Origin of the sequence: Winogradskya humida (assembly GCF_016862215.1) — a bacterium.
Taxonomy (GTDB): Bacteria; Actinomycetota; Actinomycetes; order Mycobacteriales; family Micromonosporaceae; genus Actinoplanes; species Actinoplanes humidus.
Window position 1 is genome coordinate 1 of record NZ_BOMN01000115.1, and the last position, 26,463, is coordinate 26,463.

A 26,463-nucleotide genomic window follows, 5' to 3' on the forward strand; every position below is an offset into this window, starting at 1 on the left:
TTGTTCCGCGAGGCGAACACCCACCGGGCACAGGCCATCGCTGACCATGAACGTGACCGCAGGCGTTCCACCGGTGACCTGTTCGACTGGGCCCGGTTCACCAACCGCTGGCGTGTGAAGTACGCCGCCGCCTACTAAAAGCTCCTAAAACGATCTAGTGAATCGATGTTGATCAGCGCCACGATGTGAAGACCAATCTCGTTCGGTCATGCATGAGCAAGGCATAGATCGTCGAGGACGAGTTGTGGGAATCGATGGAGCCGCTGCTGCCGCCGTGGCCGGACAAGGCGCCCGGGACCACGGCCGGTGCCGGACCGGCAGTGCCTGCAAGGAATCTTGTACGTGTTGCACACCGGGATCGGCTGGGAAGATCTCCCGCAAGAACTTGGGGTTCGGCTCTGGGATGACGTGCTGGCGCCGGCTCAAGCGGTGGACCGACGCCGGAGTGTTCGATCAACTGCATCAGCTGTTGCTGGCGAGGTTGAACGCGGCGAACCTGATCGACTGGTCGAGGGCGGCGGTGGACGGTAGTCACACCGACGCCCAAAAAGGGGTTCCGGAACAGGTCCGTCGCCGGTCAACCGCGGCAAGCCCGGCTCCAAGCATCACCTGATCTGTGACGGGAACGGCACCCCGCTGCTCGTGCTGACCAGCGGCGCGAACGTGCCCGACATCAGCCGTGCCGTCGACCTGCTCGACCTTTTCCCGCCCGTCGCAGGACGCCGGGGCCGGCCACGGCGGCGCTTCGAGGTGTTGCTGGCGGACAAGGGCTACGACAGTGAAGCCTTCCGCCAGGCCTGCCGTGAACGTGGTACCGAACCGATCATCGCCAAACGTAAGACCAGCGGGATGAGAGGCCTGGGCAAGCTGCGCTACGTCGTCGAACAGACCTTCGCCCTACTCCACCAATTCCGCCGTCTCGCCGTGCGCTGGGAACGCTACCTCGACATCCACGACGGTCTCGTCAGCCTCGCCTGCGCCCTCATCTGCCGGCGCCGTTTGATCAACTGGACCAACCAGAGATCGTGTTAGGAGCTTTAACCCTCGAGCCGAACTCTCCGTCACGCAGGGTCTGATACGACAAGCAACGCGCGCACGTGAAAGCACTCAACCACAGTCCACAACCGGTGGCGAGTCCGGCGGGAATGGACGCGACATGGGCGACGTGGTGGCTCTACGCGTACGAGCCGGACGCAAGCAGGCATTCCTGCGTAACGGAGGAAATCCTGCGCGTCTTCTTCGCGAGCCCGCCATGCCGTACTTCGCCTCGGCAATGGCAGCAAGCCTGCCGCGATCGAGCAACAAACCGGTCTTCGGCCACTATTCCGGCGGCACGCTCTCATGCCGCCGTTGGTGCGCATCGGTTAGCGGTTAGTTGTCACGCTCGGTTATCAGACCCTGCGCAGGGCTAGTGTCGTGGCGTGCCGAAGGGATTCGTGAAACCTGCCTGATGCGGGCCGATCAACCGGCTAGCGTCGGGACGGTGATAGGACCACTCGAGACTCCGTCAGAGGAAGGACGATTCTGGCCCATTGTCGGGGCGATCGCGGCGACCTTTGGTCTCGTGTTGCTGCTCTGTTGCTCTGCGACGCTATGGCGCGGGCTGCTTACTCTGGGGGACTGTTATCCCGACGATTATCGGCCCGAGTGTGCGCCCGACCGGCTGCGAATCAGCGAGTGGGCGCCGGTCTGGGGGACGTCGATCGGTCTGGCTATTGCCGTGATCGGGTGCTGGATCTGGCCACGACATCCCCGTGCGGTCTGGCTCTTTTTCGGGTACGTGGTGGCGTTGCTCGGCTTCGCGGCTGGCTTTCCGGGTGCTGGCGACTGACGACGGCCGGTCGGCATCCGGATTCGCCGCTGACTCTGACAGCGTGGCAGGGACCGCCGTCGAATACGTCGACGGGCAGCCACGTTTGCTCGATCTCGCAGCCGAAGATGTCGCGGCCGGCAAGGCGCTCGACAGGCTATCTCCGGGCGAGGCATCGCGGCCTCGGGTGAAGATTGCACAATCGGGGACACTCGTTGTGCAGAGCAAGGGTGTCGACCCCACCTGCCTGGCACGACTGGAAGAGATTCTCACGGGCCGCTCATATGACGAGGTAAACGCCGATCCCCGGCAAGCAGCGCTAATCGCGCCGGCAGAGGAAGACATCGACGGATGCTCCGCGACGCTGTGGCCTCGCTGGAACTCTCGGGACAGTCGCAGGCGGCGCGGCAGTGGGCGAACGCGGAGTTCAGCGCAACGGCGAAGGACAGCCTGACGGTGTTCCTGGCCGCGCTCACAGATCTGGCGCGACGAGCCGTCGTCAACAACGACCAAATCTACTGCTACGTATGTCTCTGACCTGGCCACTCCGACGGCCGCCGTGACGTCCTCATGCCGCGCACCGCGCTTCGCATCGGGCCGCCGCGGTGACTGACTGCAGAGCAGCGCGCGGCGTGGCCTTGCGCGATGGGCCTTACCGGTCATCGAGACGGCGATCTCGCGGACGAAAGTATCTGTGGCATCCTTCGCCGGTGCAGTCGATGGGTTCGCAAGACGTCGATCAGGCCATGGCCGCGATGATGCGGGCGCTCACCCCTCACCTCATACGGGACTGGAACGTCCCGGCCGGTCGCTTGGAGTGGAGTTGCTGGCAGACCGCAGCCCACGTGGCCCATGACCTGATGGCCTACGCGGGGCAGCTCACGGCTCGTCCTGCCAACGCTTATCTGCCGTTTGATCTCACCGTCCGCCAGGGCACCCCACCCCGGGACGTCCTCGAGGTGGTCGCCGCTTCCGGCGGTTTACTCAGCAGCGCTGTCAGGACCGCCGATCCGCAAGCCCGAGGCTGGCACTGGGGTCCCACCGACCCGGCTGGATTCGCCGCTCTGGGCGTCAATGAGATCCTCATGCACACCCATGACATCGCCGAGGGCTTGGAAGTCACCTGGCAGCCACCGTCAGCACTCTGCGCCGCCGTGCTGCAGCGGCTTTTTCCCGACGCACCAGCCGGAAATCCCGTCGAGGTTCTTCTCTGGTGCACCGGGCGGGCACCACTGAATGATCGGCCTCGACGCACCACATGGATTCTCAAGGCCGCCGTCGACTGAGAAGCCCGACCCGCACGAGGTGTTACGGCGTGGTGTGGACGGCGGCGAGGTAGGTGAGGGCCTGTTCGCTGCGGCTGCCCGGCTCCGCCGTGCCTACCTGGAGTTGCTGGCCGGGGGCGTCGCGTACATCAAAAGTCTGGTAGGTGAGGTCTATGCGGCCGGCTTGGGGGTGGTGGAAGGTTTTGTCGGTGCGGGGGAGGGCGCCGACGCCCTGCCTGGTCCAGCGCCGGGTGAACTCTGGGGTGTCCGCGAGGTCCTCCAGCACCGTGAGGATGTCCGGGTCGGCGGGGAACAGGCCCGCGTTGAGCCGTAAGGCATCCACGATGGCGTCGGCCATCGCGGGCCAGTCGCCGAAGAACGTGGTGGCCTGCGGGTCGGTGAAGACCACGCGCATCATGCTGGGGCGGGGGCCGAACGGGGCGAGCAGGGCCGCGCCGAGGGGGTTGGCGGCCAGGACGTCGAAGGCCGGGCCGAAGACGTACGCGGCGGCCTGGGGAAATCCGTTCATCAGGGTGAGCAGCGTCGGGTGCACGTAGTCGGCGGACGCGGCCGGGGAGACGGCAGGGTTGAGGCCCGCTAGCCGGTAGAGGTGGCCCCGGGCGTCGGCGTCGAGGCGGAAGACCCGGGCGATCGCGTCGAGGATCTGTGCCGAGGGGTTGCGTTCGCGGCCCTGTTCGAGGCGGGCGTAGTAGTCGACGCTGACCCCGGCCAGGACCGCGACCTCTTCGCGGCGCAGGCCCGGCACTCGGCGGTCGCCGCCGGAGATCAGGCCGCTGTCGGCCGGGTTGACCTGCGCGCGGCGGGCGCGGAGGAACTGCCCGAGCGGGTTCGCATGTGCCATGACCACGAGTTTAGGAACATCGCCGGGAGGGCTACCAGGGTGCCGTACTCCCTGGAAGATCGTGCCTCCCGCGACCGGGCCGGGGCCCGCAGGATCTCTGGCATGTCGACTTTCTCCGTCATCAATCCCGCCACTTCCGAGATCGCCGGCGAGGCCCCGGACTGCACCCGGGCAGAGCTGGACGCAATGGTCGCAGCCGCCCGGGGCGCTCAGCCGGGGTGGGCGGCCCTCCCGGTGGACGAGCGCCGGAAATACCTGCACGCGATCGCCGACGTGATCGACGCGAACGTCGCGGAACTTGCCCGGCTGGTAACCCTTGAACAGGGCAAACCCGAGAGTGTGGCCACCGAGGAGGTCGCGGGGCTGAGCTACTGGCTGCGGGAGACCGCGAAGCTGGACCTGCCGGTGACCGTCAACCAGGACGACGACGAGCGACGGTCGGTCACCGAGCATGTTCCCATGGGAGTCGTGGCGGCGATCACGCCGTGGAACTATCCGCTGGGGCAGTTGTCGTTCAAGCTCGGGCCGGCGCTGCTGGCCGGGAACACCGTGATCGTGAAGCCGTCGACGTTCACCCCGCTGTCGTCGCTGCGCCTGGGGGAGCTGCTGCGCGATGTGCTGCCCGCCGGGGTGGTCACCGTCGTCACCGGCGGTGACGATCTGGGGCCGTGGGTGAGCCGGCACCCGGGTATCGACAAGATCAGTTTCACCGGATCCACGCGGACCGGGCGCGACGTCATGGCCGGTGCGGGGGCTTCGCTGTCGCGGGTCACGCTGGAGCTCGGGGGCAACGACGCGGCGATCGTGCTGCCGGACGTCGACGTCGACGAGGTCGCCGGGAAGCTGTTCTGGGCGGCGTTCAGCAACGCCGGGCAGATCTGCCTGGCGACCAAGCGCCTCTACCTGCACACCGATGTGTACGACCGGATCGCCGCCCGGCTCGTGGAGCTCGCCGGGAAAACGAAGCTTGGGCCGGTGTCGAACCACCGCCAGTACGACACCGTCATCGACCTGCTGCGGGACTGCCGCGACAATGGTTACGACATCCTCACCGGCGGGCCGGCCGAGGGATTGTTCGTCCGGCCCATTCTGATCGGCAACCCGCCGGAGGACGCGCGGATCGTCCAGGAGGAGCAGTTCGGCCCCATCCTGCCGCTGCTGAAGTTCGACGACGTCGAGGACGCCATTCAACGGGCCAATGCTGTGGAGTACGGCCTGGGCGCCTCGGTCTGGTCCGCCGACCCGGACGCCGCGCTCGCCGTGGCGCGACGACTGGAGGCCGGCACCGTGTGGGTGAACGAGGTCATGCACCTGTCACCGCTCGTGCCGTTCGGCGGCTTGAAGCAGTCCGGCATCGGCGTCGAGAGCGGCGTGGCCGGGCTGCTCGAGTTCACGGAGCGCCGGACCATCACCGTCAAGCGCTGATCAGGAGAATGTAGCCGTGCCTTTCGCCGATCAGCTCATCAGCAAGTCGACAGCCGACAACCTCACCCGCGCGGTCCACGCGGCCGTACCGGGGAATCCGCTGAATGCCCTGCGTACGGCGGCCGCCGCCCTCGACGGCCTCTCGTTGCGGGAGCGCGCGGACCTGTTGCGTGACGCGATCCTCACCGACGTTCCGGGCAGCTACGCCGACCTCGCGCGCGTCGTGCGGGCAGCCCGCACTGATTTCCCGGGGTTCGGCGGCTGGATGATCTGGCCGGTCACGGCTGCGGTCGCGGCAAGGGCCGTGGCCGACGGGGGTGAGGCGGCGTTCGACGACGCGATGGCGATGATGGCCGAGCTGACCGGGCTGCTCACCGCCGAGTTCGCGATCCGGGCGCTGCTGCGCCACGACCTCGACCGGGCGCTGGCCACGGCACTGGGGTGGACGACCTCGGACGACGTCGACGTGCGCCGGCTCGCCTCGGAGGGCACCCGGCCGTATCTGCCCTGGTCGGTGCGGGTGCCCGGGATCATCGCCCGGCCCGGGGCGACGGTGGCGATCCTCGACGCGCTCTACCGCGATCCCAGCGAGTACGTGCGGCGCTCGGTCGCGAACCACCTCAACGATCTCAGCCGGGACCACGCGGGGCTGGTCGTCGAGGTGGCCGGGCGGTGGCTGGACGCGCCGGACGAGAACACCGGGCGGGTGGTGCGGCACGGTCTGCGTACGCTGATCAAGAGGGGTGATGCACCTGCCCTGGCTTTGCTGGGTTTCTCGGCCGAGGCGTCGTCGCTCGAGGTGGACGGCCCGGCGGTGAACCGCGACGTCGTGCCGATCGGCGAGGCGGTCGAGTTCCGCGCGACGGTCCGCAACACCGGCGCCACGGATGCTCGCCTCGCCGTCGACTATGTCGTGTTCCACCACAAGGCCAACGGCACCCAGACGGCGAAGACCTTCAAACTCACGACCACAACCCTCAAGCCGGGCCAGACTCTTGAGGTACGCCGTGAGCACTCGTTCCGCGTCATCACCACCCGCCGGTACCACCCGGGTCCCCACGCGATCGCGTTGCAGGTCAACGGCATCGTCACGGAGAGCGCCGGGTTCGACCTCGTGACCGGGTGATCCGGGCCGGTACGCTGGCCGCCATGTTCCTAGGTATTGACCATGTTGGACTTATGACCGACGACCCCGCTCGCGCCGGCACCTTCATGAAGCTGCTGGGCATGTCGCTCACCGACCAGGGGGCCGCCGACGCGTACGGCGTGTCGTGTGACTTCTGGCAGTTCTCGGACGACGCCCGCGAGACCGCGGTGGAGCTGGTCGCGCCGACGCGGGACGACTCGGCGATCGCGGTGCCGCTGAGCACCCGCGGCCCCGGGCTCTACCACGTGGCTTTCGAGGTCGACGATCTGGACGCCGACGCCGAGGAGCTGGTGGCGGCGGGGTTCGTGCGCATCGACGAGGATCCGCATCCCGGCGCGCGCCCCGGAATGCGGGTTCAGTTCCTCTACCTGCCGGAGCCCGTCAATTCCCTGATGGAACTGGTCCAGTACGACCAGCCCCGCCGCCGGAAAGGCTGATTCTCAGGGGGCGGGCCGGCTCGTGGCACGGGCGGGCCGGGCTGCGACGACGGCCCGCCCCACCATGTTGGCGATCTCGGCGCGGGACGAGACGTCCAGCTTGACGAAGATGCGCCCGAGGTGGGTCTCGATCGTCTTGTGACTGACCTCCAGGGTCCGGGCGATCTGCCGGTTCGTCCGGCCCAGGCTGACCAGCTGGGCAATCTCGAATTCCCGCTTGCTCAGCACCAGCTGCTCCTCCTGCACCGGCGCGGCGGCCGTGACCGCCGCGGCGAGGGAGCCGGAGCCCGTCCGGGTGGCGACCTCCGCCGCCGCGGTGAGGTGCTCGGTGGCCCGGGCCGGATCGCCGAGCGCCGTCAGCGCGCGACCGGCTGCCAGCCGCGCCCGGCCCGTGAGTAGCTGCCGGTCGGCCGTGGCCGCGGCGGTTCCGGCCATGGCGGCCAGCGTCAGCGCGTCCGAGGGGCGCGCGGCGACCTCGGCCGCGAACAGTGCGGCTTCGGCGATCTGCCCGGCCAGCCCGGAATCAGCGGCGGCCTGCTGGGCCCGGGCGGCGAGCTCGCGGGCCCGGTCGTCGTCACCGGTGGCGGCCGCGATCCGGCCCGCGAGCACCGGCCCGGCCACGGTGTCCCAGCTCGGTGCCGGGTGCTCCGGAGCGGAACCGCAGGACGCGGCGGCTCCGGCGGCGATCTGCGTGCTGGTAAGGGTGGTCCGGGCCTGCGCGTACCAGGGGCTGCCGGTCGCTCCGGCCAGGGCGGCGAGAGCGGCCCTGGCCTGGTCGACCGCGCCGGTGGCGTCACCGGTCTCCGCTGATACGGCGGCACTCAGGCACCGGGCGGCGGCGAGGGGCTCGGCGGCCGGGGTTATGTCGGTCAGGCGCAGAGCCTCCTCGGCGTGCAGGCTCGCCGCGGTGAGGTCGCCGCGGAGCAGCTGGACCCGGCCGAGACCGATGGCGGCGGCCAGGACGACCGGACGGCGGCCGGTGGCGACCGCGACGGCGCGGGCCCGGCCGAAGTGGCGTACCGCGGCGGCGTACCGCTCGAGGTGCACCTCCAGCCAGCCCAGCGCTACCAGCGCCTCCAGGTGCGACGCGACCTGGGTGTCGGCGCGGGAGTCCACGATCTGCGCGGCGGCGTGGCTGCCACGCTGAGCGGCGGTGACTCCGCCGTGTGCCAGCCGGACGGTCGCCTTGACGGTCAGCGCGTACGCCCGCAGCAGCTCGTCCTCCCCGCTCGCGGTCGCCATGACCGCGTCGTCGCACCACGCGTCGAGGTCGGCGTGCGCGGGGTCGTCGAACGCGAGCACGCCACCCTGCACCGCCTGCGCGGCCAGCTCCACCATCAGCCGGGCGGCCTCGCGGTGACCGGGATCGGTGGCCAGGGCCGCGCGCAGGTGGTCGCGGGCCGCCTCGCGCCGGCCGTCCAGCATGGTCATCCGGGCGTGCCAGAGCGTCGCGGTGGTGGACTGCGTGCCGTACTCGGTGCCGGCGGCCAGCGTGGCGTGCTGCTCCAGGGCGGCGCGGCACTCGGCGTAGCGGCCGGTGGACCCGGTGGTGGTGATCAGGCCGAGGAGCAGGCCGGCGCGCCGGCGGCGGTTGGCGTGGTCCGGGGGGAGCAGGCGCAGGGCGGCGTCGTACCAGTTCGCCGCGGTCCCGGGGGCGGCTGCGCTCGCCGCCTCGGCCGCCTCGGTCAGGACGGTCAGGCCGGACCCGTCCGTGGCGGTCACGGCGCGTTGCACGTGGTCCGCGTACTCGGTGGCGGCGGCGCCGGAGCGGTGCAGGGCGGTCGCGGCGCGCTGGTGGGCGCCGAGCCGCCAGCCACCGCGGGCGGCGCTGTAACAGACGCGGCGCAGCACCGGGTGCCGGAAGACGAACGATCCGGTGGCGGGCCCGGGGCGCAGCACGTCCTGGGCGAGCAGCTCGTCCATGGCGTCGAGGACATCGGTGAGGTCGAGCTGCGCGACCTCCGGCAGCAGCCCCGGGGACAACGGGTCGCCGAGGACGGCGGCGGCGTGCGCGACCAGCCGGGTGGATTCCGGCAACCGGCCGAGCTCTGCCAGCAGCGGGGCCGCGGCCAGCTGCGGCACCAGGGCGTCGGTGGAGTCGGTCGGCTGGCAGCCGCCCTCGCCGCAGGTGGCGGCCAGGATCTCCAGGTAGCGGGGGATGCCGCCGCTCTCCTCGTAACAGGTGGCGCGGTGGTGGCCGCAGAGCTGCCCGCCGATGAGGGCGGCGGACTCGCCGCGGGTCAGCGGACCGAGCGGCAGGTGGTGCGCGGACCAGCGGGCCGCGGCGCTCGCGATGGCCGCCAGCAGCCCCGGGTCGGTCTGCCGGGGCCGGTACGCGAGGATCAGGACGCCGCCGGTGGCCGGTGGCCGCCGGAGCAGCTCCAGGACCCGGGCCGCGGTGGCCGCGCCGGCCAGGTGCAGGTCGTCGATGATGACCACCTGCCCGGCGGGAGTGGTCGCTTCGGTGTCCACGGTGACGCCGGCCGCACGGGCTGCCTGCGCCCATTCCTCGAGCAACCGGGTCTTGCCGATCCCGGGCTCCCCGGCCACGTCGATCAGGGTCGCCTGATCCGCGCTCCGCCGCAGGCATTCCTCCAGCAGCGCTCGTTGCGTGGGCCGTCCGACGAACTCACGGCTGTGCGTGCCGGCAGTCACTGTGGTCTCCCCTCTTGTCCGGGCTCGCTCAGCTCGCGTGACGCAGGCTGAGCGGCCGCATGTCGGTCCAGACCTCGTCGATGTGCGCCAGGCATTCGGCCCGTGAGCCGGTGAACCCGGTGGCCCGCCATCCGGCGGGGACATCGCGCGTGGCCGGCCAGACCGAGTACTGCTCCTCGAGGTTGACCACCACGGCGTGCGGGCGGTCGTCGGTCGTGTCGTGCACAGGAACCTCCTGGGTGAGATGGTTGCGGGAGTCAGCGGCGCAGAGCCTGGTCGACCAGGCGGGCGAGGCGGGCTGCGGAATCGGCGTCGAGGCCCCAGCGGGCGGCCGCGGCGGTCGAGAGCAGCAGGCCGGGTGCGGTGGCACCGGGCAGCGTGACGGACGGGACCCGGCAGCCGGCGGCCAGGATCGCCGCGCGACGCAGCAGGTTCTCGGCCTCCCCGGCGTCCAGACCCAGCGGTTCGAGGTCGATCGGCACCAGGTGGGTGTCGGTGCCGCCGGAGACGACCCGGAGGCCGTGGCCGATGAGCTCCTTCGCGAGGGCACGGGCGAGCCGGACGCTGCGCTCCGCGGTGGCGCGGGCCGCGTCGCTGCCGGCGGCGGTGAGGGCGAAGGCGTGGGCGGCGAGCTCCCGGGAACCGAGTCGGGGCAGGGGAGCGGTGGCGCGGCGCAGGCGGTGCCGCAGGGTACGCGGGCCGCCGTCGAGGGGCATCGCGGCGTCGCGTCCGCTGAGCACGAGGCCGCTGCGGGGCCCGCCGAGCGGGGCGCTCGAGGCGATGGTGACGTGGGCGTCGTCGACCGGGCTGGGGTGCAGACCGGTGGCGATCAGGCCGGTGAGCCCGGCGACGTCCGCGATGAGCAGGGCGTCGACCGAGTCGGCGATCTCCCGCATGGCCGCGGTGTCGAGCAGCCGGGAGTCGGACGGTGAGCCGCAGAGAATGACGGCGGGACGGTGCTCGGCCGCGAGGTCCGCCGCGGCGGCGAGGTCCACCCGGTCCCGGCCGTCCAGCCCGAACCCGAGCCAGCCGGAGGCGTAGTCGCGGACGGCGGTGCCGCTGTCGGGGGACGGGCCGCGGGTCATCCGGATGTCGAACACCACGTCGTCGGGTTCGACCAGCGCGGCGAGGACGTGGGTGAGAGCCTCGGCGGGGGAGTGCGGGCTGAGTTCGGCGTACCGGGCGCCGAAGGCCTGCCGGGCACGTTCCTCGGCGAGCTCCGTCGTGGTTCCCCGCAGCGAATCCGCCGGGACGGCCGGGAGCAGGCTCGCGTTCGGCGTGAGGTCGAGAAGGGCGTGGTGGTCACCGGCCGGGGATCGGGGATCGGGCCTCGCGGTGGTCGTACCGGTGAACTCTGCTGTGGTCATGCTCGGGAACTCCTCGAAGAAGGCCGCGCTGGGTGCGGCAGGTAACCGGCTGTGGGCTGACCGGCCGCGGGCTCACCAGTCGACGCCGCCGTCACCGTCGTTGCCGTCGGTGTCCGCGAGGGCGGCGACCGTGGCGTGCCGCCAGTCGACGCCGCCCTCGGTGTCCCCGCTGACGCCGTCCGCGAGCACCACGTCGCCGTCGAGGGGAGCCGGCTCCCAGTCGACTCCGCCGTCCGACAGGACCGCGGCCGCGGGCCGGGCGAGCTCTGCAGTGATCCCAGCGGTCACCGCGCCGACCGTCGGCAGGGCGCCGGCGAGGATGACGAAGAACGTCGCGGTGGTCTTCTGGATGCTCATTTGCGCAAGCCCTTTCGGTGCTGAGAGGAATGGTTTCCCCTCGAAGTGGTGAGCCCGGGTGACCGGTGTTCCGGCCGCCCCGGCGGTAACCACAACATTGGCCGAACGAGCGGGGCCGGGATAGATCACGCGGCCTTCAGCAACCTGTCTGGCAGTAAGTTACCGGCGTCCGGTGACCTGTTCTGTCCGCATTTTTCGGGAAACGTTTACCAGCAAACGTTGATCGGGAACTGTGGGGTGTCCTGGTGGGACAGTCGTCGCCCCGCGCTGTCCGTCCCGGATGGACCGGGTAAAGTCCGCGGCTGCGGATAAGGAGATCGATACCGAGGGAGCACGGAATGTCCGCCGCACTCAGCTACATCACCTTCCGGTGCGCGCCCCCGTGCGAGCCCTACGACCTGGCCCTGTTCTGGAGCCGGGTCCTCGGCACCCCGGTGCGCCCGCAGGACCGGTCCGGCGACGACGAGGTGGGCCTGGTGCCGGCCGTGCCGGGCGGCCCCGGGCTGTTGTTCGTGCGGGTGCCCGACGTCAAGGGCGTGGCCCACAACCGGGTGACCCTCGAGGTGGAACCGCCGGCGTCGCAGGCCGACGAGATCCGCCGGCTGCTCGACCTGGGCGCCGTCCTGGTGGCCGACGAGCGCCGGCCCGGCGGCCGCGGCCGGGTGGTGCTGGCCGACCCGGTCGGCAACGAGTTCACCGTCCCGCGCAGCCGGGACGAGAGGGACGACTACGACCGCCGCACGGCGTCGGCGCCGGCTGCCTGGGAGTGAGAGAGGGCCGCCTGGGAGTGAGAGAGGGCCGCCTGGGAGTGAGAGAGGGCCGCCTGGGAGTGAGAGAGGGGCTGGGAGCTCAGCGCGCCGGCTCCGGCGGGGCACTGCCCAGCAGGCCGCGCTGATGAGCCAGCACCCCGGCCTGGAACCGGCTCTGCGCTCCCAGGCTCGCCAGGATCGCGGCGATGTGCCGCCGGCAGGTGCGCACGGACATCCCCAGCCGGCGGGCGATGCCCTCGTCCTTCTCCCCGGCGGACATCTGCTGGAGAATGGCCTGGTAGATCTCCGAGCTCATCTCCTCGTTGTCGTCGGTGCTGTCCACGGGGAAGGGCAGGCCCGCGTCGAAGAGGGCGTCGAAGCTGGAGATGAGGTGCTGCACGACGCCGGGCTCGCGGACCATGACCGCGCCCTCGTTCGGGTCGCCGCTGGCCGGCGGGAGGAACGCGACCTCGCGGTCGAAGACGATCAACCGGCGCGGCACCACGGGCACGGTGCGCAGCAGGGCTCCGCGCGGCACGACGGTCGCGGCGTACCGCTGGGTCGCCTGGTGGTTGCGGGTCGAGTGCTGCAGCACCGTGCGCATCGTGACCCCCCGTTCGAGCAGCAGCATGTCCAGCGCCAGGCTGCGGGCGAGCCCGTCGTCGGACATGCCGCTGCCCGGGTGGGCGATGTGCAGCTCGACCCGGGCCCGCCGGGACTGGTCGGCCAGCAGGTGACGCACCATGTCGACGTCGTCGATCACATCGATCGCCTCGGCCGCCCGGCGTTCCTGCCGTGCCTCGTAGTAGGTCGGCAGGAGCGCCTGCACCTCCTGGCGGACCATGGCGAGCTGGGCCTGCCAGAGCCGGATCTCGTTCTCGTCCTCGACGAGCAGCGCCGCCAGGGCCAGATCCGGGCTGACCGCGTCGAACTCCCGGCTGGGATCGAGCGAGTCGCGCAGCAGCGTCATCCGGCGCAGGTTGGCGATGTGCCCGCTGATGCTGTCCTCGGCCATCTGCAGGGTGCTCATGGCTTCGGCCCGGGTCCAGCCGGGATTGCTCACGGCGAGCCGGTAGAGGCGTACGTCTTCCTGATCGAGCTGGACCTTCGGGACGTCGCGCCACTGTCCGATGCTCACCTGCGAAATCCTAGGCGCTGAGATCAAACAATGGCCGCAACGTTCAGCTGAGTACGTGAGCTACCTGCGACTACGCATTTACGGGAAGTTATTTGTGTACGTCGGGGAAGGTCATGATGCCTTCAAGTACGCGCCCGAGCCCGGCGGCGTGCACTTCGTCCACCATGGAGAAGTGGTCGCCCGGCACCACGCGGGTCCGAAGTGGCCCGTCGGTCCACCCGGTCCAGCCGTCCACGAGCTCCCGCACGTTGCCGGGGTCGGCGGCGACCACCAGATCCACGGCGCCCTTGTAGGGCTCGGGGCGCCAGGTCGACGCCGCGGCCATCAGGGCGATGAACAGTCGTCCGCGGCCGAGGACGTCGGCGCGGTCGCCGGGCCGGACGAGTCCCGCGTCCTGCAGGGCGGTCACCGCGACGGCCAGCTGGTCCTCGTCGGAGGCGTCCGCGGGCAGGTCCAGCGGCATGGGGGAGCGGGCGACCGTGTGGGCGAAGGAGCGCACCCCGTCCGCGTGTGACGGCGGCTGTTCCTGCACGACCGGGGGATGGGTGTCGAGCAGGGTCAGCGAGGCGACGTCGTGCCCGAGTGCCTGCAGCCGGGCGGCGACGGACCAGGCGAGTCCGCCGCCGAGGGACCAGCCTGCCAGGTGGTAGGGGCCGGCCGGGCGGACCGTCGTGATCAGGGTGACGGCCCGGTCGGTCAGCTCGTCGATCGTGGCCACCACCGGGTCCGCCTCGATGGCGTAGCAGGGGCGGTCCGGGTGCAGGGTGCCGTCCAGCGGCAGGTAGGGCAGGGCGGTGCCGGTGCTCGAGTGCAGGCAGAACAGCGGTGCCAGCGAGCCGGCCGGGCTGATCGCGACCACCCCGGCGGGCAGCACGGGCCCGGCGGGTGCGCCGGCCCGGGCCAGCTCGGCGATGCTCTGGTGGGTGAACAGCTCGCGGACGGTCAGCGGCACCCCCCGCGCGGCCGCGATCGACACGGCGCGGGTGACCGTGACCGAGTGCCCGCCGAGGGCGAAGAAGTTGTCGTGTACGCCGATGATCTCGACCGGCAGCCCGAGCGCCGTCGCCCACACCGCGGCCAGTTCACGCTCACGGCCGGTCCGCGGCTCCGAGTCGGCGCTGCTCACCGGCGCGTCGAGCTCCGGCAGCGCCGACCGGTCGACCTTGCCGTTGGGGGTCAGCGGGAACGCCTCCAGCCACTGCCAGCGGGCCGGGACCATGTGCTCGGGCAGCTTGCGCCGGCAGAATTCCCGCAGCTCGGTCGCGTCCGTCCGGGCTCCGTCGACGCCGGCGACATAGGCGGCGAGGAACCGCGACGCGGGTGCGCCACCGGCCACCACCACGGCGGACAGCACGGCCGGGTGGGCGCGGAGCACCGTCTCGACCTCACCCAGCTCGATCCGGAACCCGCGCACCTTGACCTGGTGGTCGGTGCGGCCGAGGAAGTCCAGGACGCCGTCGTGGGTGAGCCGCACCAGGTCACCGGTCCGGTAGAGGCGCCCGCCGGGCCCGCCGAACGGGTCCGGGACGAAACGCTCGGCGGTCAGGGCGGGCTGCGCGTGGTAACCGCGGCTCACGCCGGCACCGCCGATGTAGAGCTCACCGGGTACGCCGACGGGCTGCGGACGTCCCCAGCGGTCCAGCACGTACGCCGTCGTGTTCGCCAGCGGCCCGCCGATCGACACTGTTCCGGTGCCGTCGGCGTCCGTGGCGCTCACCTCGGCCGCGGTGGCGTAGACGGCCGCTTCGGTCGGGCCGTACCCGTTGACCAGCTCACCGGCCAGGGCGTCCCGCAGCCGCCGGGCGAGCGGTGCGGGCAGCGCCTCGCCGCCGACGATCATGCGGGTCACCCCGCCCAGGGCGGCCCGGCTCGCGTCATCGTCCACCAGCAGCTCGGCCAGGGCCGGCGTGCACTGCAGGTGGGTCACGGCATGCCGGGTGATCAGCTCGCGCAGGGTGGCGGGCTCGTCGGCCGAGCCGTCCCCGCCCGCGCCGAGCAGCTGGTCGACCCGGCCCTCGGCGACGACCACGTGGAAGCCGCGGACCAGCGCCCAGAAGACCTCGACGACGGAGATGTCGAAGGAGACACTGGTGACGGCCAGCCAGGTGCCGGGGGTTCGTCCGCCGGCCATCGGGTCGGCCGCCACGAGCAGGTTGCGCAGTTGGGCGTGCTCGACCATGACGCCCTTGGGGGTGCCCGTCGAGCCGGAGGTGAAGATGACGTACGCCAGGTCGCGCTCCGCCGGAACCACCCCGGGCTCGCCGTCCGCCGCGCCGCCCGGCAGGTCCGAGACGTCCACGACCGCGGCGGAGGTGGCGGGCAGGCTCTCGCGGCCACGCTCGTCGACCAGCACGGCGGCGGCCGCGGACGCGCTGAGGACGAGCTCGATCCGCGCCGCGGGGTAGTCGGGGTCCAGCGGCACGTAGGCGGCACCCGCCTTGTGCACGCCGAGCATCGCGGCGACCAGGTCCGTCGAGCGGTGCACGCAGACACCGACGAGCGCACCCGCGCCGACCCCGAGCTCCCGGAGCCGGTGCGCGACGCGGTTGGCCCGCCGGTCCAGCTCGGCGAAACTGAGCGTGGTGCCGCGGTGGGTGACGGCGGGGGCGTCCGGGGTCCTCGCCACCTGGGCGGCGAACAGTTCGACCGCACCGGGCGCGGGAACGTCCACGGCGGTGTTGTTGACCGTGTCGAGAAAGGCCAGCTCGCCGGGGGTGAGCAGTGGCAGCGTGCTGACCGGGGCGTCCGGGTCGGCGAGCGCGGCCGCCAGCAGCAGGTGGGTGTGCTCCAGCAGGCGCTGGATCCGGCCGGCGTCGAACAGCTCCGTGGCGTACTCCGCGGCCAGCTCGATCCCGCCCTGCTCCGGCCGCTCGGCCACCGCGACGGTGCAGTCGAACCGTGCCGCGCCCGCGTGCGCCGGGACGGGTGTCAGCACGACCTCGCCCATGGTGATCGGCGCGGGTGCGGGGTCCCCGGCGTGCACCGCGAACTGGAACAGCGGATTGCGTCCCGGCCGCCGCTGGGGCGCCAGCTCCGCGACGACCTGCTCGAACGGCACCTCCTGGTGGGCGTGCGCCTGGGACAGCACGGTGCCGGTGCGTGCCAGCAGCTCCCGGAACGACGGGTCGCCGTCGGTGGAGATCCGCAGCACGGCCGTGCCGGCGAACATGCCGATCAGGGGTTCGATCTCGGTGCGCAGCCGCCCGGAGAAGACCGTGCCCAGCGCGATGTCGTCCTTGCCGGTCACCGCGGCGAGCACCGCCGCGTAGGCCGCCGTCACCACGGACAGGACCCGGGTGCCGGTCTGCGCCGCCAGCGCGTGCGCCCCGCGGTGCAGCTCGGCGGGGAGCAGGGTGCTGACGACCGCGCCCGCGCCGCTCGGCTCGGCCGGGACCGGGCGGTCGGCGGGGAAGTCGAGTTCGCCGATCCCGGCCAGCTGCTCCTGCCAGTACGCCAGCGAGGCCTTCGTCGCGCCGGAGGCGAAGCGCCGTTGCTGCCAGACGGCGAAGTCCGCGTACTGGACGGCGAGCTCGGCCAGCCGCGGTGCACGCCCCTGCGCCGCGGCGGTGTAGCACTCGGTCAGCTCACCGATCAGCCGGCCGGTCGACCAGGCATCGGTGGCGATGTGGTGCAGCGCCAGCACGAGCAGGTGATCGTCCGGCGCGAACCGGACCAGGGTGGCGCGCAGCACGGGATCCCGGCTGAGGTCGAAGGTGCGGCGGGCCTGCTCACCGGCGATCCGGGTGGCCGCCGCGTCGCGTCCGGCGCCGGTCAGCCCCGGCTCCTCGCGTACGGTCAGCAGGCCGGGTGCGGGCTGCGGGCGTACCCGCTGCCGTGGCCCGTCGGGGGTGTCCTGATAGGTCGTGCGGAGTACCTCGTGCCGCTCGACCACCTGCCGCAGCGCCGCACCGAGCAGCCCGGCGTCCAGCGCACCGCTCACGCGCATCGCCAGCGGGGTGTTGTACGTGGTGGCCTGCTCGTCCACCTGAGCCAGCAACCACAGGCCCTGCTGCGCCGCGGACAACGGCAGTGCGGCGTCCCTGCCCACCGGCACGACCCGGTCCTGGGTGGTGCCGGCGCGCGCCGCCCGTAACTTGCGCAGCAGCCGCTCGCGCTGATCGCCCGTGAGATGGGCCAGGTGCTCGGTTCCTTGCGGCATCGTCGACTCCCTGCTCCGCGTGCCGGTGGTGGCCTACCGAGCTTCCGCGCGCCGCCGGACGCCGAGGAGTCAGGAGAATGCCGGACTGCTCCCGGCCCGCCCGCGCTTGCCATCTTCGGTACAGGGCGCGTCCGGACCCACCGGCCGGCGCCTCTTTCCGACCATCCCGTACAGAGGGGCCAGACAATGACGGCCAGCACCAGCATCGCGCCGATCACCGGACAGCAGCTCCGTGACGGCGTGCCCACCTTCTCCGCCACCGTCGGGCGCGCCGGCTTCATCGTGCTGCGCAAGGACGAGCTCGCCGGGTTGCTCGGCGACGCTGACCTGGAAGCCTTCCGGGGTGCCTGGGAGAACCTCGCCGTGGACACCCAGATCGACGGCGGCGGCACCTATCGGCAGCGCCGCTACGGCCGGCTGCGCGTCGAGGTCGACGGCGACGACGTCACCTTCGAGGCGCTGCCGAACGCCACGTTCCGCCAGGACGTCATCCCGCTCTGGAAGGGCAAGAACCGCGTCTTCGAGGCGGTCGCCGAGGACGTCCTGCTCTCGGCCGGGATGCGTGCCCTGGTCGGCTTTGACGCCCGGATGGCGACCGCCCTGTCGGGGAACACGTCCTGGGAGATCGGCGTGCACCTGGTCCGCATCATCGCGCGTTCCGGCGTCGAGGGCCTGCCCACGCCGGAGGGCCGGCACCGCGATGGGCACGCGTACGTCGGCATGCACATGCTGCGCCGCGACGGTGTCACCGGCGGCCTGTCCACCGTGTACCCCAACGACGGCGGGCAGGTCGTGCGGACCACGCTGCTCGAGCCGCTCGATTCCATGTTCGTCGACGACGCGATGGTCACCCACGAGGTCTCGCCGACCGTCCCCGAGGGCGTCTCGGGCGTCCGCGACATGCTGCTCGTCGACGTGAACCCGGCGGTCTGAGCCCCATGGACCGGGCGAACGAGGCGGAGCTGCTGCACGCCATGGTGCGCATCCCGTCCGTATCAGGCTCCGAGAACGCCCTCGCCGGGTTCCTCGCCGAGCGGCTCTCCGCACTCGGCTTCCGGACCACGATCGACGGGGCCGGCAACGTACGCGGTGAGGTCGGCGGCCCGGACGGCCCCGAGATCCTGCTGCTCGGGCATGCCGACACGGTGCCGGGCGGCCCCGCCGTGCGGCTCGCCGACGGTGTCCTGCACGGCCGGGGCGCGGTCGACGCGAAGGGCCCGCTCGCGGCCATGATCTGCGCGGCAGCCCGGTTCGCCCGGTCCGACCTCCCGGCCCGGATCGTAGTGATCGGCGCCGTCGACGAGGAACGTTACTCGGCGGGTGCCCGCTACCTGGTGGACCGGATGCGACCGGATGCCGTGGTGATCGGGGAACCCAGCGGGGCGTCCAGCGTGGGCGTCGGCTACAAGGGCAACCTGCGCTTCAGCATCGGCGTGAGCGTGCCGGCGGCGCACACCAGCTCGCCCGCCGCCGGCGCGGTCGAGGTCGCCGCCGGGCTGTGGGCCACCGCCCGCGAGCGCTTCGACCGCTGGAACACCCTGCACGGGGGCCCGGCGCTGTTCGACCGGGCGCTGCCCTCGCTGGTCCGCGTGGTCGGCGACATCCACGAGGCCGTCGCCGAGGTGTCGTGCCGGCTGCCGGTCGGGTTCGACGCCGACGCCTTCCTGCGCGACCTGCCCACCGGCGAGCACCGGGTGACGGTGTTCGAGCACGTGCCTGCCGTGCGGTCGGCGCGCACCGACCCGGTGGTCCGGGCGCTGAGCGCCGGGATCCGGGAGAACGGCTCGCGGCCGGTGCCCAAGCTCAAGCTGGGCACCGCCGACTGGAACGTGGTCGGCCCCGCCTGGGGCGTTCCGGTCGCCGCCTACGGGCCGGGGGATTCCCGGCTGTGCCACACCGACCAGGAGCACATCGCTCTGACCGAATACTGGGCCGCCATCGACGTGCTGGCCTCGGCGCTGCCGCGGCTCGCCGCGTCGCTACGCCAGCCCGCCCTCGCCGGCGGCCCGAGCAGAACTGGAGGCACGTCGTGACCCAGATCGACGACAAGCGGCCGCTGGCCGTACTCACTTCCCGGATCCGTCTCGAGGAGCGGCTGATCCTGCGCGAGCTGACCCGCCGGGACGTGAATTTCGAGCAGGTCGACACGCGGCGCCTTGTGCTGCCGCTCGACGGCCCGCTCGAACTTCCCTACCGCGGCGCCATGAGCCGGGAGATCTCCCACACCCGCAACTCGTACGCCTGCAAGCTGTTCGAACACGCCGGCATCCCCGTCGTCAACAGCTCCCGCGTGGTCGACCTGTGCGGCGACAAGCTGCTCACCACCCTGGCGCTGCGCGACGCGAACCTGCCCACGATCCGCGCGATGGTGGGCCTGGTGCCCGAGTCGGCGCTCGACGCCATGGACGACTTCGGCTACCCCGCCGTGGTCAAGCCGCTGACCGGTTCGTGGGGCCGGCTCGCCGCCCGGCTGCGCGACCGGGAGCAGGCCGAGAGCGTGCTGGAGCACCGGTCGGCGTTCACCGGGCCGCAGCACCGGATCACGTTCGTGCAGGAGTACGTCGACAAGCCGGGGCGCGACATCAAGGCGTACGTCTTCGGTGGTGAGGTCGTCGGCGCCATCTACAAGGTCGCCGACCACTGGCGTACCAACACCGCCCGCGGTGGCCGCGCCGAGGAGTGCCCGCTGACCGACGACCTCGTCAAGCTGCTCACCAGCACGTCCGCGGCGATCGGCGACGGGATCCTCGGCATCGACGTCATCGAGCACAAGGACGGGCGGATGTTCGTCAACGAGGTCAACCACACGCCGGAGTTCCACGGCGCCGTCGAGGTGCTCGGCTCGGACCTGGTCGGCGCGTACGTCGACTACGTGCTCGGCCGCCTGGACCGGGTGGGGGAGCCGGTATGACCCCGGACCTCACACCGCGGATACGTGGCATCCGCCTCGACAACCCTGTGCCGTTGCGCGGGCAGCTCGTGCAGCTGCCCACCGGCCAGTACGACTGGCTGCACCTGGAGCTGCGCGCCACGCTGGCGGGCACGGCGGACTGCTGGCTCTACTACGTGGACGCCCTCGATCCGGAGCCGCTGTCCTGGGCCGCCGGGGAGCGCGTCGCCGTACGCGTCCCCGTCGCCCGCCGCACCGAGCTGGACGCCGTCCGGCTGCCCGTGTTCATCGGTGCAAGCCGCTACCCAAGCCTGGACTATCAGTCAGCGGAGCTCGTGTCGCTGGCGCTCGTGGCGCCCGCAGGGGAGCTGGTGCTGGTATGAGCAGGCTCGCGATGCTCGGTGGCTCGCGCACGGTGGATGCCCGGGCAGTGCGTACCTCCGTGGCCTGGCCCGTCGTCACCGACGCCGAGCGTGACGCGGTCGCCGGGGTGCTCGACGGCGGCCTGTTCACCTCGAACGACGGCGGCAAGGGCGCGGTGTCGCGGCTGCAGGAGGAGTGGGCGCAGTACGTCGGCACCCGGCACTGCGCCGCGGTCTCCAACGGCACCGCCGCCCTCGCCCTGTCGCTGGCCGCGCTGGACCTCGAGCCCGGCAGCGAGGTGCTGGTCCCGGCGCTGACCTTCATCGGCACCGCCATCCCCGTCGTGCAGCGGATGCTCGTCCCAGTCTTCGTGGACGTGGACCCGGTGACCTACACGATGGACCCGGCGCTGGCGGAGGCCGCGATCACCCCCCGGACCAGGGCCATCATCGTGGTTCACCTGCACGGCTTGCCGGCCGACATGGCGGCGCTCCGGGCGGTCGCCGACCGGCACGGCCTCGCCCTGATCGAGGACGCCGCCCAGGCGCAGGGTGCCACCTATCGGGGCACGCGGGCCGGTGCGCTCGCGGACATCGGCACCACCAGCCTCAACGTGGTGAAGAACCTGCCGACCTGCGGCGAGGGCGGCCTGATCACCACCGACGACCCTGATCTGTACGAGCGGATCGTGCTCGGCCGCCAGTTCGGTGAGGACCTGCGGGCCGGTACCGAGCGCGACTACCTGTCCCGCGTGCTGGCCGGCAACGAGAAGCTGAGCGGGGTGCAGGCCGCGTTCACCCGCGCGCAGCTGACCAGGCTCGACGAGTACACGGCCGCGCGCGAGGCGAACGTGACGGCGTTCCTGGCGCGGCTCAGGGCGCTGCCCGGCATCACGGTGCCGCAGTGCCCGCCGGACCGTACGCACGCCTGGCACATCCTGCGGCTGCGGTTCAGCCCGGAGGCGCTGGGCCGCCCCGACATCAGCCCGGGGGCGTTGCGTTCGGCGCTGCGCCGGGCGTTGCGGGCCGAGGGCGTGCCGATGCAGCAGTACCAGGTCCTCCCGCTGCCCGGCCAGCCCGCGTTCCAGGAGCTCACCGGCTATCACGGCTACCCGTGGCGGATCCCCGGCGCGTCGCCGGCCGACTACCGGGTCGAGGACTACCCGGTGACCCTGGCGGTCATCGAGGACTCGCTGACCCTGCAGCGCTGGCACCTCAACCCCGCCGCCGGCCCGGTGCTGCAGCGCTGCGCCGACGCCTTCGACAAGGTGTGGAACAACCTGGACGTGGTGCTCGGCATCGCGGCCGGCAGCCGGGCGGAGGTGAACGCGTGACGAGCCTCGAAGAGCGCGCGCGCCGGGTGCGCGAGCGGGTGCTGAAGATGGGCACCAACCCGCACGGCGTACACGTCGGCGGCAGCCTGTCGCTGGCCGAGATCCTCACCGTCCTCTACGGCGAGGTGCTGCGGGTCTCGCCCGAGCAGCCCGACCGGCCGGACCGCGACTGGTTCGTGCTCAGCAAGGGCCACGCCAGCGCAGCGCTCTACGCCGTCCTCGCCGAACACGGTTTCCTCGACCCCGCCGAGCTCGACACGTACGCGCAGGCGGGCAGCCGGCTCGCCGGTCACCCCCTGCGCAAGCTGCCCGGGGTCGAATTCCCCACCGGCTCGCTCGGGCACGGCCTGTCGCTGGGACTCGGCGTGGCGCTGGCCGCCCGCCGCACCGGCGGCACGAGCCGGGCGTTCGTGGTCCTCGGCGACGGCGAGCTGCAGGAGGGATCGGTGTGGGAGGCGGCGATGAGCGCCGGGCACGAGGGCCTGGACAACCTCGTCGCGATCGTCGACCGCAACCGGCTGCAGATCACCGGCGGCACCGAGCAGTGCGTGAGCCTGGAGCCGCTCCCGGACCGCTGGCGCAGCTTCGGCTGGGCGGTGGCCGAGGTCGACGGGCACGACATCGACGCGCTGCGGGCGACGTTCGCGGCCGTCCCGGCGACACCCGGCAGGCCGACCGTGGTCATCGCGAACACCGTCAAGGGCAAGGGGGTGCGGCTCTTCGAGGACCAGAAGAAGTCGCACGCCGTCCAGCTGACCCCGCGCCTGCACCAGCGGGCGCTCGCATCGCTCAACGCGGGGAGGACCACGTGACCGTCACCGTCGCCGAGCAGCTGCCCGGCACCGAGGACAGCTTCGCCGACCGGTACGCCGGGGCGACCCGCGACGTCTACCGGCGTACGCTGCTCGATCTGGCCCGCCGCGACCCGCTCGTCTTCTGCGTCGACACCGACACCGGGGGCCTCGAGACCACGTTCGGCACCGAGCTGCCCGGGCGCTACATCAACGTCGGCATCGCCGAGGCGAATCTGATGGGCGTCTCCGCGGGGCTGGCCGCGACCGGTCTGCGCCCGTATGCGCACACCCTCTCCGGCTTCGCGGCCGCCCGCGCCTGCGAGCAGCTCAAGGTCGACATCGCGGGCAACAACCTGCCCGTACGCGTGGTCGTCACGCACGGCGGCCTCTCCTCCGGCCACTACGGACCCACCCACCACGCCGTCGACGACCTCGCGATCCTGCGGACGATGCCGAACCTGACGATCGTGGTGCCGGCCGACGCCGCCGAGACCGAGCAGGCCGTGCTCGCCACCGCCGACCTGCCCGGGCCGGTGCTGATCCGCCTCGGCCGGGCCGCGACGCCGCTGGTCCATGACACGGTGCCGGAGTTCGTCCCCGGCCGGGCGGCCCAGCTGCGCGACGGTGACGACGTGACCATCGTGGCGACCGGCCCGCACCCGGTGCTGATGGCGTTGCGGGCGCACGACGAGCTCGCCACGCTCGGCATCTCCGCCCGGGTGCTCAACATGCACACGATCAAGCCGCTGGACACCGCGGCGCTGCTGCGCGCGGCCCGGGAGACCGCCGGCATCGTCACCGTCGAGGACCACCTCGTCGTCGGCGGGCTCGGCGCGGCGGTGTGCGAGGTGGTGACCCAGGACGCGCCGGTGCGGGTGCGGCGGATCGGCGTGCCGGACCGGTTCATCGACCGGGTCGGCGACGAGCGGGACCTGCTCGTCGCCGCCGGGGTCAGCACCGAGCGGATCGTCGCGCAGGGCCTGGCACTCGCGGAGGCTCAGCGCAACGACCGTGCCTTGGCGGAGCGCCACCACGCGAGCAGGGCGGGGTCGAGCAGCCGGGGCTGAGCGAACGCCGTCACCCGTCCCGCGGGCCGGTCGAAGCGAAGCAGGCCGTCGGTGTCGTCATCGGCATCGGCGGCCAGCACTTTGTACAGGGCCTCCGGGTCGCCGCCGGGCAGCACGTCCACGCCTAGCAGCGAATCCGGCGTATCCAAGGTCGCGGTGACCCTGCAGCACGTCCCGCCGTCGGCGTCCCACCACTGCACCACCGCACCCGCCGGTGGCACGTCCCCCGGATCCGGATCAGCCACCGCTGATTCCGGTTGGCGGGGGTCGCGCTCCATGTGTACCTCGGACAGGAGCTTGTCCCCGGCGGGGAAATGGCGCACGGTACGGAAGCCGACGCGGGCATAGAACGACGGGTTGCCCCGCTCCACCACCGCGTCGAGGACCACCCGGTCCGCGCCCGCGTCGCCCGCGGCGGTGACGAGGGCGAGCAGCAGGGCGCGGCCGATGCCGCCGCGGCGTACGCCCGGATCGACGGCCAGGCGCTGCACCTCCCAGTCGCCACCCGGCAGCACCTGGGCGCGGACCGAACCGGCGACCTGCCCGGCGACCTCCGCGACCCACAACAGCCGCCCGCCGGCCACCGACGCGACCACGGCGCCGGGCGTCTCGCGGGCACCGTCGGCCACCGGCAGGCCGGGGACCAGGTCACCGGCGTCGTACGCCGCGGCGATGACCCGCGCGATCCCGTCCGCGAGCCCGGCATCGGGTTCCTCGATCCGGCGTACCCGGATCGCGTCCGTTGTGGATCCAAACGTCTGCACACCGAGAAGGTAATGGAAGAAGGGCTGAAACGTGAGAAAGGTCCGGATAGATCTCTCCGGTTTCTTCACCAACCGGGGGCTGCAGCCGCCGGGGACGACCGGTGACTACGGCTTCAACATCTGGAGCAACACGTTCCCCGCCGAGGAGCTGCCGCCGGCGGGGACGGTGGCCGACGTCGCCGGGGTGCCGTTCTCGTTCCCACCCGATGCGGCTACCGGGGACAACATCCGCTGCCGGGGTCAGGTGATCGCGCTGCCGGCGGGCGACTGGGACTGGATCTACCTGATCGGCGCGGCGGAGCGGCGGACCGAGGACCAGGTGGAACTGCGTTACCGCGACGGGAGCGTACGCCCGGCCTGGCTGCGGATGTCGGACTTCTGGCCCGAGACGCCGGTGCGGTTCGGCGAGCCCCTGGCCTTCCGTACCCGGTCGATGCGCTACCCGCGGCACACCCACCAGAACCACGCCCCGGCCCTGTGGCAGCAGCGGATCGGCATCGCGGAGCCCGGGAACCTGTCCGCCGTACGCCTGCCCGACAACCCCGCCATGCACGTGTTCGCCCTGACCCTGGTCGCCGACGAGGAGGCCCGCTGTGCGCGTTGAACCCGCCCCCGCCCCGTTCTGGCGGCACGACCTCACCCACTGCCTGCACACGACGGCGGGCGCGCTGCTCGCCGCCCGCGGCCTGGATCCGCTGGAGACGCTCGGCGCCGGATGGGGGTTCCGGTTCGTCCCCGGCGAGGTACGCCGTGAGGAGTACTACTTCCCCGGTCACGACGAGGACCTCTTCGCGGGGCTCGCGCCGTACCACCCGGTCTCGTCGCGCTGGCACCGCCCGGCCGACGCCGACCAGGGCTGGCAGCAGGTCCGCGACGCCCTCGCGAACGGGGTCAGCGTCGCCGTGGCGGCGGACAACTTCCACCTGCCGTTCCGCCCGGCCTATCGCGACGTGCACACGAACCACCTGATGGCGATCGAGGGCTTCGACGACGAGACGGGCGAGGTGTTCGTCAACGACCCGGTGCCGCCGTCGTTCCGGGGCACGATCCCCCTGACAGCGCTGATGGCGGCCCGGGACTCCGGCAACCCGATCGCCCACGACCGCGACCTGTTCTTCACCGCCAACCCGATCGGCAACCGCTGGCTCGAGGTGACCATCGGCGCGGACGTGCCCGAGGTCGACGAGGCGTTCGTGGCCCGGGTCGTCGGGAGCAACGCCGCCGGCTGGCTGGACGGCACCACGGGCCCGGTGCTGACCGGGCTCGCGGGGCTGCGGCACTTCCTGGACGCGGCGGTCGAGGGGTTCGCCGAGCACCCGGAGAGCGTCGACGAGGTGTTCGTCGTCGGCGGCCCGATGCTCGCCGTCGCCGGGCTGCACGCCGACTTCCTCGACCGGGCCGGTGTCCGCTTCGGTGACGTGCGGCTGCGCGAGCTGGGCCGGGCCGTGGACCGCGTCGCCCACCACTGGTCGGCGCTGCGGATCGCCGCCGCGACCGCCCGCGAGGACCGGGTGGCGGCCGTGCCGGGGCTGCGGCAGCGCACGGCGGCCCTGCTGGGCGACCAGGAGGCCGTCCTGCAGCGGATGAGCCTGGTCGCCGCGTAGGGGTTATCACCGACTCCGCACCGCAGGCCCTACCGAACATCATCGTTAGCGACCGGGCCGCACGGCCCGGGGCACAACCCACGAAGGAGCATCGGCATGAGCGTTCAGGCGTGCCCGGAATGCGCGGCGGACGTGACGTTCGCGGCGGAGCCGGAGATGAACTCGATCCTCGAGTGCGGCGAATGCATGGGAGAGCTGGAGGTCGTCTCCGTCGAGCCGCTGATCATCGCAGTGGCCCCCGAGGTCGAGGAGGACTGGGGCGAATAGGCGGAGCCGG

General features: G+C 72.0%; 24 protein-coding genes and 1 pseudogene. 17 read left to right on the forward strand and 8 right to left on the reverse strand.

All coding sequences use genetic code 11. The features are described from left to right. Positions 1 to 254: 254 nt before the first annotated feature. From Ahu01nite_RS39955 to Ahu01nite_RS39965, 3 genes and pseudogenes are all read left to right on the forward strand, one after another. Positions 255 to 1,032, forward strand: a pseudogene (locus Ahu01nite_RS39955) (IS5 family transposase). 1,129 nt (positions 1,033 to 2,161) lie between these two features. Then, complete coding sequence (locus Ahu01nite_RS39960; protein ID WP_203841962.1) at positions 2,162 to 2,347, forward strand: hypothetical protein; 186 nt, start codon at positions 2,162 to 2,164, stop codon at positions 2,345 to 2,347. Between the two features lie 182 nt (positions 2,348 to 2,529). Continuing rightward, positions 2,530 to 3,096 carry a maleylpyruvate isomerase N-terminal domain-containing protein gene (locus Ahu01nite_RS39965; RefSeq protein WP_203841963.1) on the forward strand — a complete coding sequence of 189 codons (567 nt, stop codon included), beginning with the start codon at positions 2,530 to 2,532 and terminating at the stop codon, positions 3,094 to 3,096. A gap of 22 nt (positions 3,097 to 3,118) precedes the next feature. Here Ahu01nite_RS39965 and Ahu01nite_RS39970 read toward each other — a convergent pair whose 3' ends face one another. Beyond that, positions 3,119 to 3,937, reverse strand: coding sequence for a helix-turn-helix domain-containing protein (locus Ahu01nite_RS39970; protein ID WP_203841964.1), 819 nt, complete (start codon positions 3,935 to 3,937; stop codon positions 3,119 to 3,121). A gap of 102 nt (positions 3,938 to 4,039) precedes the next feature. Between Ahu01nite_RS39970 and Ahu01nite_RS39975 the strand changes: the two genes are divergently transcribed. From Ahu01nite_RS39975 to Ahu01nite_RS39985, 3 genes are read left to right on the forward strand one after another with little or no spacing between them, the layout of a single operon-like run. Continuing rightward, on the forward strand, positions 4,040 to 5,362 hold the full coding sequence (locus Ahu01nite_RS39975; RefSeq protein WP_203841965.1) for an aldehyde dehydrogenase family protein: 1,323 nt from the start codon (positions 4,040 to 4,042) through the stop codon (positions 5,360 to 5,362). Positions 5,363 to 5,378: 16 nt separating this feature from the next. Then, positions 5,379 to 6,488: a DNA alkylation repair protein gene (locus Ahu01nite_RS39980; RefSeq protein ID WP_203841966.1), complete on the forward strand. Its 1,110-nt coding sequence runs from the start codon at positions 5,379 to 5,381 to the stop codon at positions 6,486 to 6,488. A 23-nt stretch (positions 6,489 to 6,511) separates the two neighbouring features. Next, positions 6,512 to 6,946, forward strand: coding sequence for a VOC family protein (locus Ahu01nite_RS39985; protein ID WP_203841967.1), 435 nt, complete (start codon positions 6,512 to 6,514; stop codon positions 6,944 to 6,946). Positions 6,947 to 6,949: 3 nt separating this feature from the next. On the opposite strand, the gene Ahu01nite_RS39990 is transcribed toward Ahu01nite_RS39985, so the two are convergent. From Ahu01nite_RS39990 to Ahu01nite_RS40005, 4 genes are all read right to left on the reverse strand, one after another. Next, the gene (locus tag Ahu01nite_RS39990) at positions 6,950 to 9,601 is read right to left on the reverse strand and encodes an ATP-binding protein (protein WP_203841968.1); all 2,652 of its coding nucleotides are present in this window, start codon (positions 9,599 to 9,601) and stop codon (positions 6,950 to 6,952) included. A 28-nt stretch (positions 9,602 to 9,629) separates the two neighbouring features. Continuing rightward, positions 9,630 to 9,827 (reverse strand): MbtH family protein, encoded by a 198-nt coding sequence (locus tag Ahu01nite_RS39995; RefSeq protein WP_203841969.1) that lies wholly within the window; start codon positions 9,825 to 9,827, stop codon positions 9,630 to 9,632. Positions 9,828 to 9,858: 31 nt separating this feature from the next. Beyond that, a complete protein-coding gene (locus Ahu01nite_RS40000) occupies positions 9,859 to 10,968 on the reverse strand; it encodes a hypothetical protein (RefSeq protein ID WP_203841970.1) in 1,110 nt (369 codons plus the stop codon). A 72-nt stretch (positions 10,969 to 11,040) separates the two neighbouring features. Then, positions 11,041 to 11,325: a hypothetical protein gene (locus Ahu01nite_RS40005; protein ID WP_203841971.1), complete on the reverse strand. Its 285-nt coding sequence runs from the start codon at positions 11,323 to 11,325 to the stop codon at positions 11,041 to 11,043. Positions 11,326 to 11,663: 338 nt separating this feature from the next. Here Ahu01nite_RS40005 and Ahu01nite_RS40010 point away from each other — a divergent pair, with 338 nt between their 5' ends. Then, positions 11,664 to 12,095 carry a VOC family protein gene (locus Ahu01nite_RS40010; RefSeq protein WP_203841972.1) on the forward strand — a complete coding sequence of 144 codons (432 nt, stop codon included), beginning with the start codon at positions 11,664 to 11,666 and terminating at the stop codon, positions 12,093 to 12,095. A 79-nt stretch (positions 12,096 to 12,174) separates the two neighbouring features. On the opposite strand, the gene Ahu01nite_RS40015 is transcribed toward Ahu01nite_RS40010, so the two are convergent. Next, the gene (locus Ahu01nite_RS40015) at positions 12,175 to 13,212 is read right to left on the reverse strand and encodes a helix-turn-helix transcriptional regulator (protein ID WP_203841973.1); all 1,038 of its coding nucleotides are present in this window, start codon (positions 13,210 to 13,212) and stop codon (positions 12,175 to 12,177) included. 88 nt (positions 13,213 to 13,300) lie between these two features. Continuing rightward, positions 13,301 to 17,371, reverse strand: coding sequence for a non-ribosomal peptide synthetase (locus tag Ahu01nite_RS40020; RefSeq protein ID WP_203841974.1), 4,071 nt, complete (start codon positions 17,369 to 17,371; stop codon positions 13,301 to 13,303). A gap of 186 nt (positions 17,372 to 17,557) precedes the next feature. On the opposite strand from Ahu01nite_RS40020, the gene Ahu01nite_RS40025 reads away from it, so the two are divergent. The 7 genes from Ahu01nite_RS40025 to Ahu01nite_RS40055 are packed head-to-tail and all read left to right on the forward strand — an operon-like array spanning position 17,558 to position 23,818. Continuing rightward, positions 17,558 to 18,304, forward strand: a complete 747-nt coding sequence (locus Ahu01nite_RS40025) for a 2OG-Fe dioxygenase family protein (RefSeq protein ID WP_203841975.1) — start codon at positions 17,558 to 17,560, stop codon at positions 18,302 to 18,304. Positions 18,305 to 18,309: 5 nt separating this feature from the next. Further along, on the forward strand, positions 18,310 to 19,404 hold the full coding sequence (locus tag Ahu01nite_RS40030; protein WP_203841976.1) for a M20/M25/M40 family metallo-hydrolase: 1,095 nt from the start codon (positions 18,310 to 18,312) through the stop codon (positions 19,402 to 19,404). Continuing rightward, positions 19,401 to 20,282 (forward strand): lysine biosynthesis protein LysX, encoded by an 882-nt coding sequence (gene lysX / locus Ahu01nite_RS40035; RefSeq protein ID WP_203841977.1) that lies wholly within the window; start codon positions 19,401 to 19,403, stop codon positions 20,280 to 20,282. Before Ahu01nite_RS40030 ends, lysX begins: the two co-directional genes overlap by 4 nt. Beyond that, the gene (locus Ahu01nite_RS40040) at positions 20,279 to 20,644 is read left to right on the forward strand and encodes a hypothetical protein (protein WP_203841978.1); all 366 of its coding nucleotides are present in this window, start codon (positions 20,279 to 20,281) and stop codon (positions 20,642 to 20,644) included. Before lysX ends, Ahu01nite_RS40040 begins: the two co-directional genes overlap by 4 nt. Next, the gene (locus tag Ahu01nite_RS40045) at positions 20,641 to 21,957 is read left to right on the forward strand and encodes a DegT/DnrJ/EryC1/StrS family aminotransferase (protein ID WP_203841979.1); all 1,317 of its coding nucleotides are present in this window, start codon (positions 20,641 to 20,643) and stop codon (positions 21,955 to 21,957) included. Before Ahu01nite_RS40040 ends, Ahu01nite_RS40045 begins: the two co-directional genes overlap by 4 nt. Next, positions 21,954 to 22,769: a transketolase gene (locus tag Ahu01nite_RS40050; RefSeq protein WP_239159513.1), complete on the forward strand. Its 816-nt coding sequence runs from the start codon at positions 21,954 to 21,956 to the stop codon at positions 22,767 to 22,769. Before Ahu01nite_RS40045 ends, Ahu01nite_RS40050 begins: the two co-directional genes overlap by 4 nt. Continuing rightward, the gene (locus Ahu01nite_RS40055) at positions 22,766 to 23,818 is read left to right on the forward strand and encodes a transketolase family protein (protein WP_203841980.1); all 1,053 of its coding nucleotides are present in this window, start codon (positions 22,766 to 22,768) and stop codon (positions 23,816 to 23,818) included. The genes Ahu01nite_RS40050 and Ahu01nite_RS40055 overlap by 4 nt, the downstream gene beginning before the upstream one ends. Here the strand turns inward: Ahu01nite_RS40055 and Ahu01nite_RS40060 are convergent. Next, positions 23,749 to 24,582: a GNAT family N-acetyltransferase gene (locus tag Ahu01nite_RS40060; protein ID WP_203841981.1), complete on the reverse strand. Its 834-nt coding sequence runs from the start codon at positions 24,580 to 24,582 to the stop codon at positions 23,749 to 23,751. The genes Ahu01nite_RS40055 and Ahu01nite_RS40060 overlap by 70 nt on opposite strands. A gap of 31 nt (positions 24,583 to 24,613) precedes the next feature. Between Ahu01nite_RS40060 and Ahu01nite_RS40065 the strand changes: the two genes are divergently transcribed. From Ahu01nite_RS40065 to lysW, 3 genes are all read left to right on the forward strand, one after another. Next, positions 24,614 to 25,186 (forward strand): beta-sandwich domain-containing protein, encoded by a 573-nt coding sequence (locus tag Ahu01nite_RS40065; protein ID WP_203841982.1) that lies wholly within the window; start codon positions 24,614 to 24,616, stop codon positions 25,184 to 25,186. After that, complete coding sequence (locus Ahu01nite_RS40070) at positions 25,176 to 26,186, forward strand: BtrH N-terminal domain-containing protein (protein WP_203841983.1); 1,011 nt, start codon at positions 25,176 to 25,178, stop codon at positions 26,184 to 26,186. Before Ahu01nite_RS40065 ends, Ahu01nite_RS40070 begins: the two co-directional genes overlap by 11 nt. Positions 26,187 to 26,282: 96 nt before the next feature. Further along, the gene (gene lysW / locus Ahu01nite_RS40075) at positions 26,283 to 26,453 is read left to right on the forward strand and encodes a lysine biosynthesis protein LysW (protein WP_203841984.1); all 171 of its coding nucleotides are present in this window, start codon (positions 26,283 to 26,285) and stop codon (positions 26,451 to 26,453) included. The last annotated feature ends 10 nt before the right edge of the window (positions 26,454 to 26,463 follow it).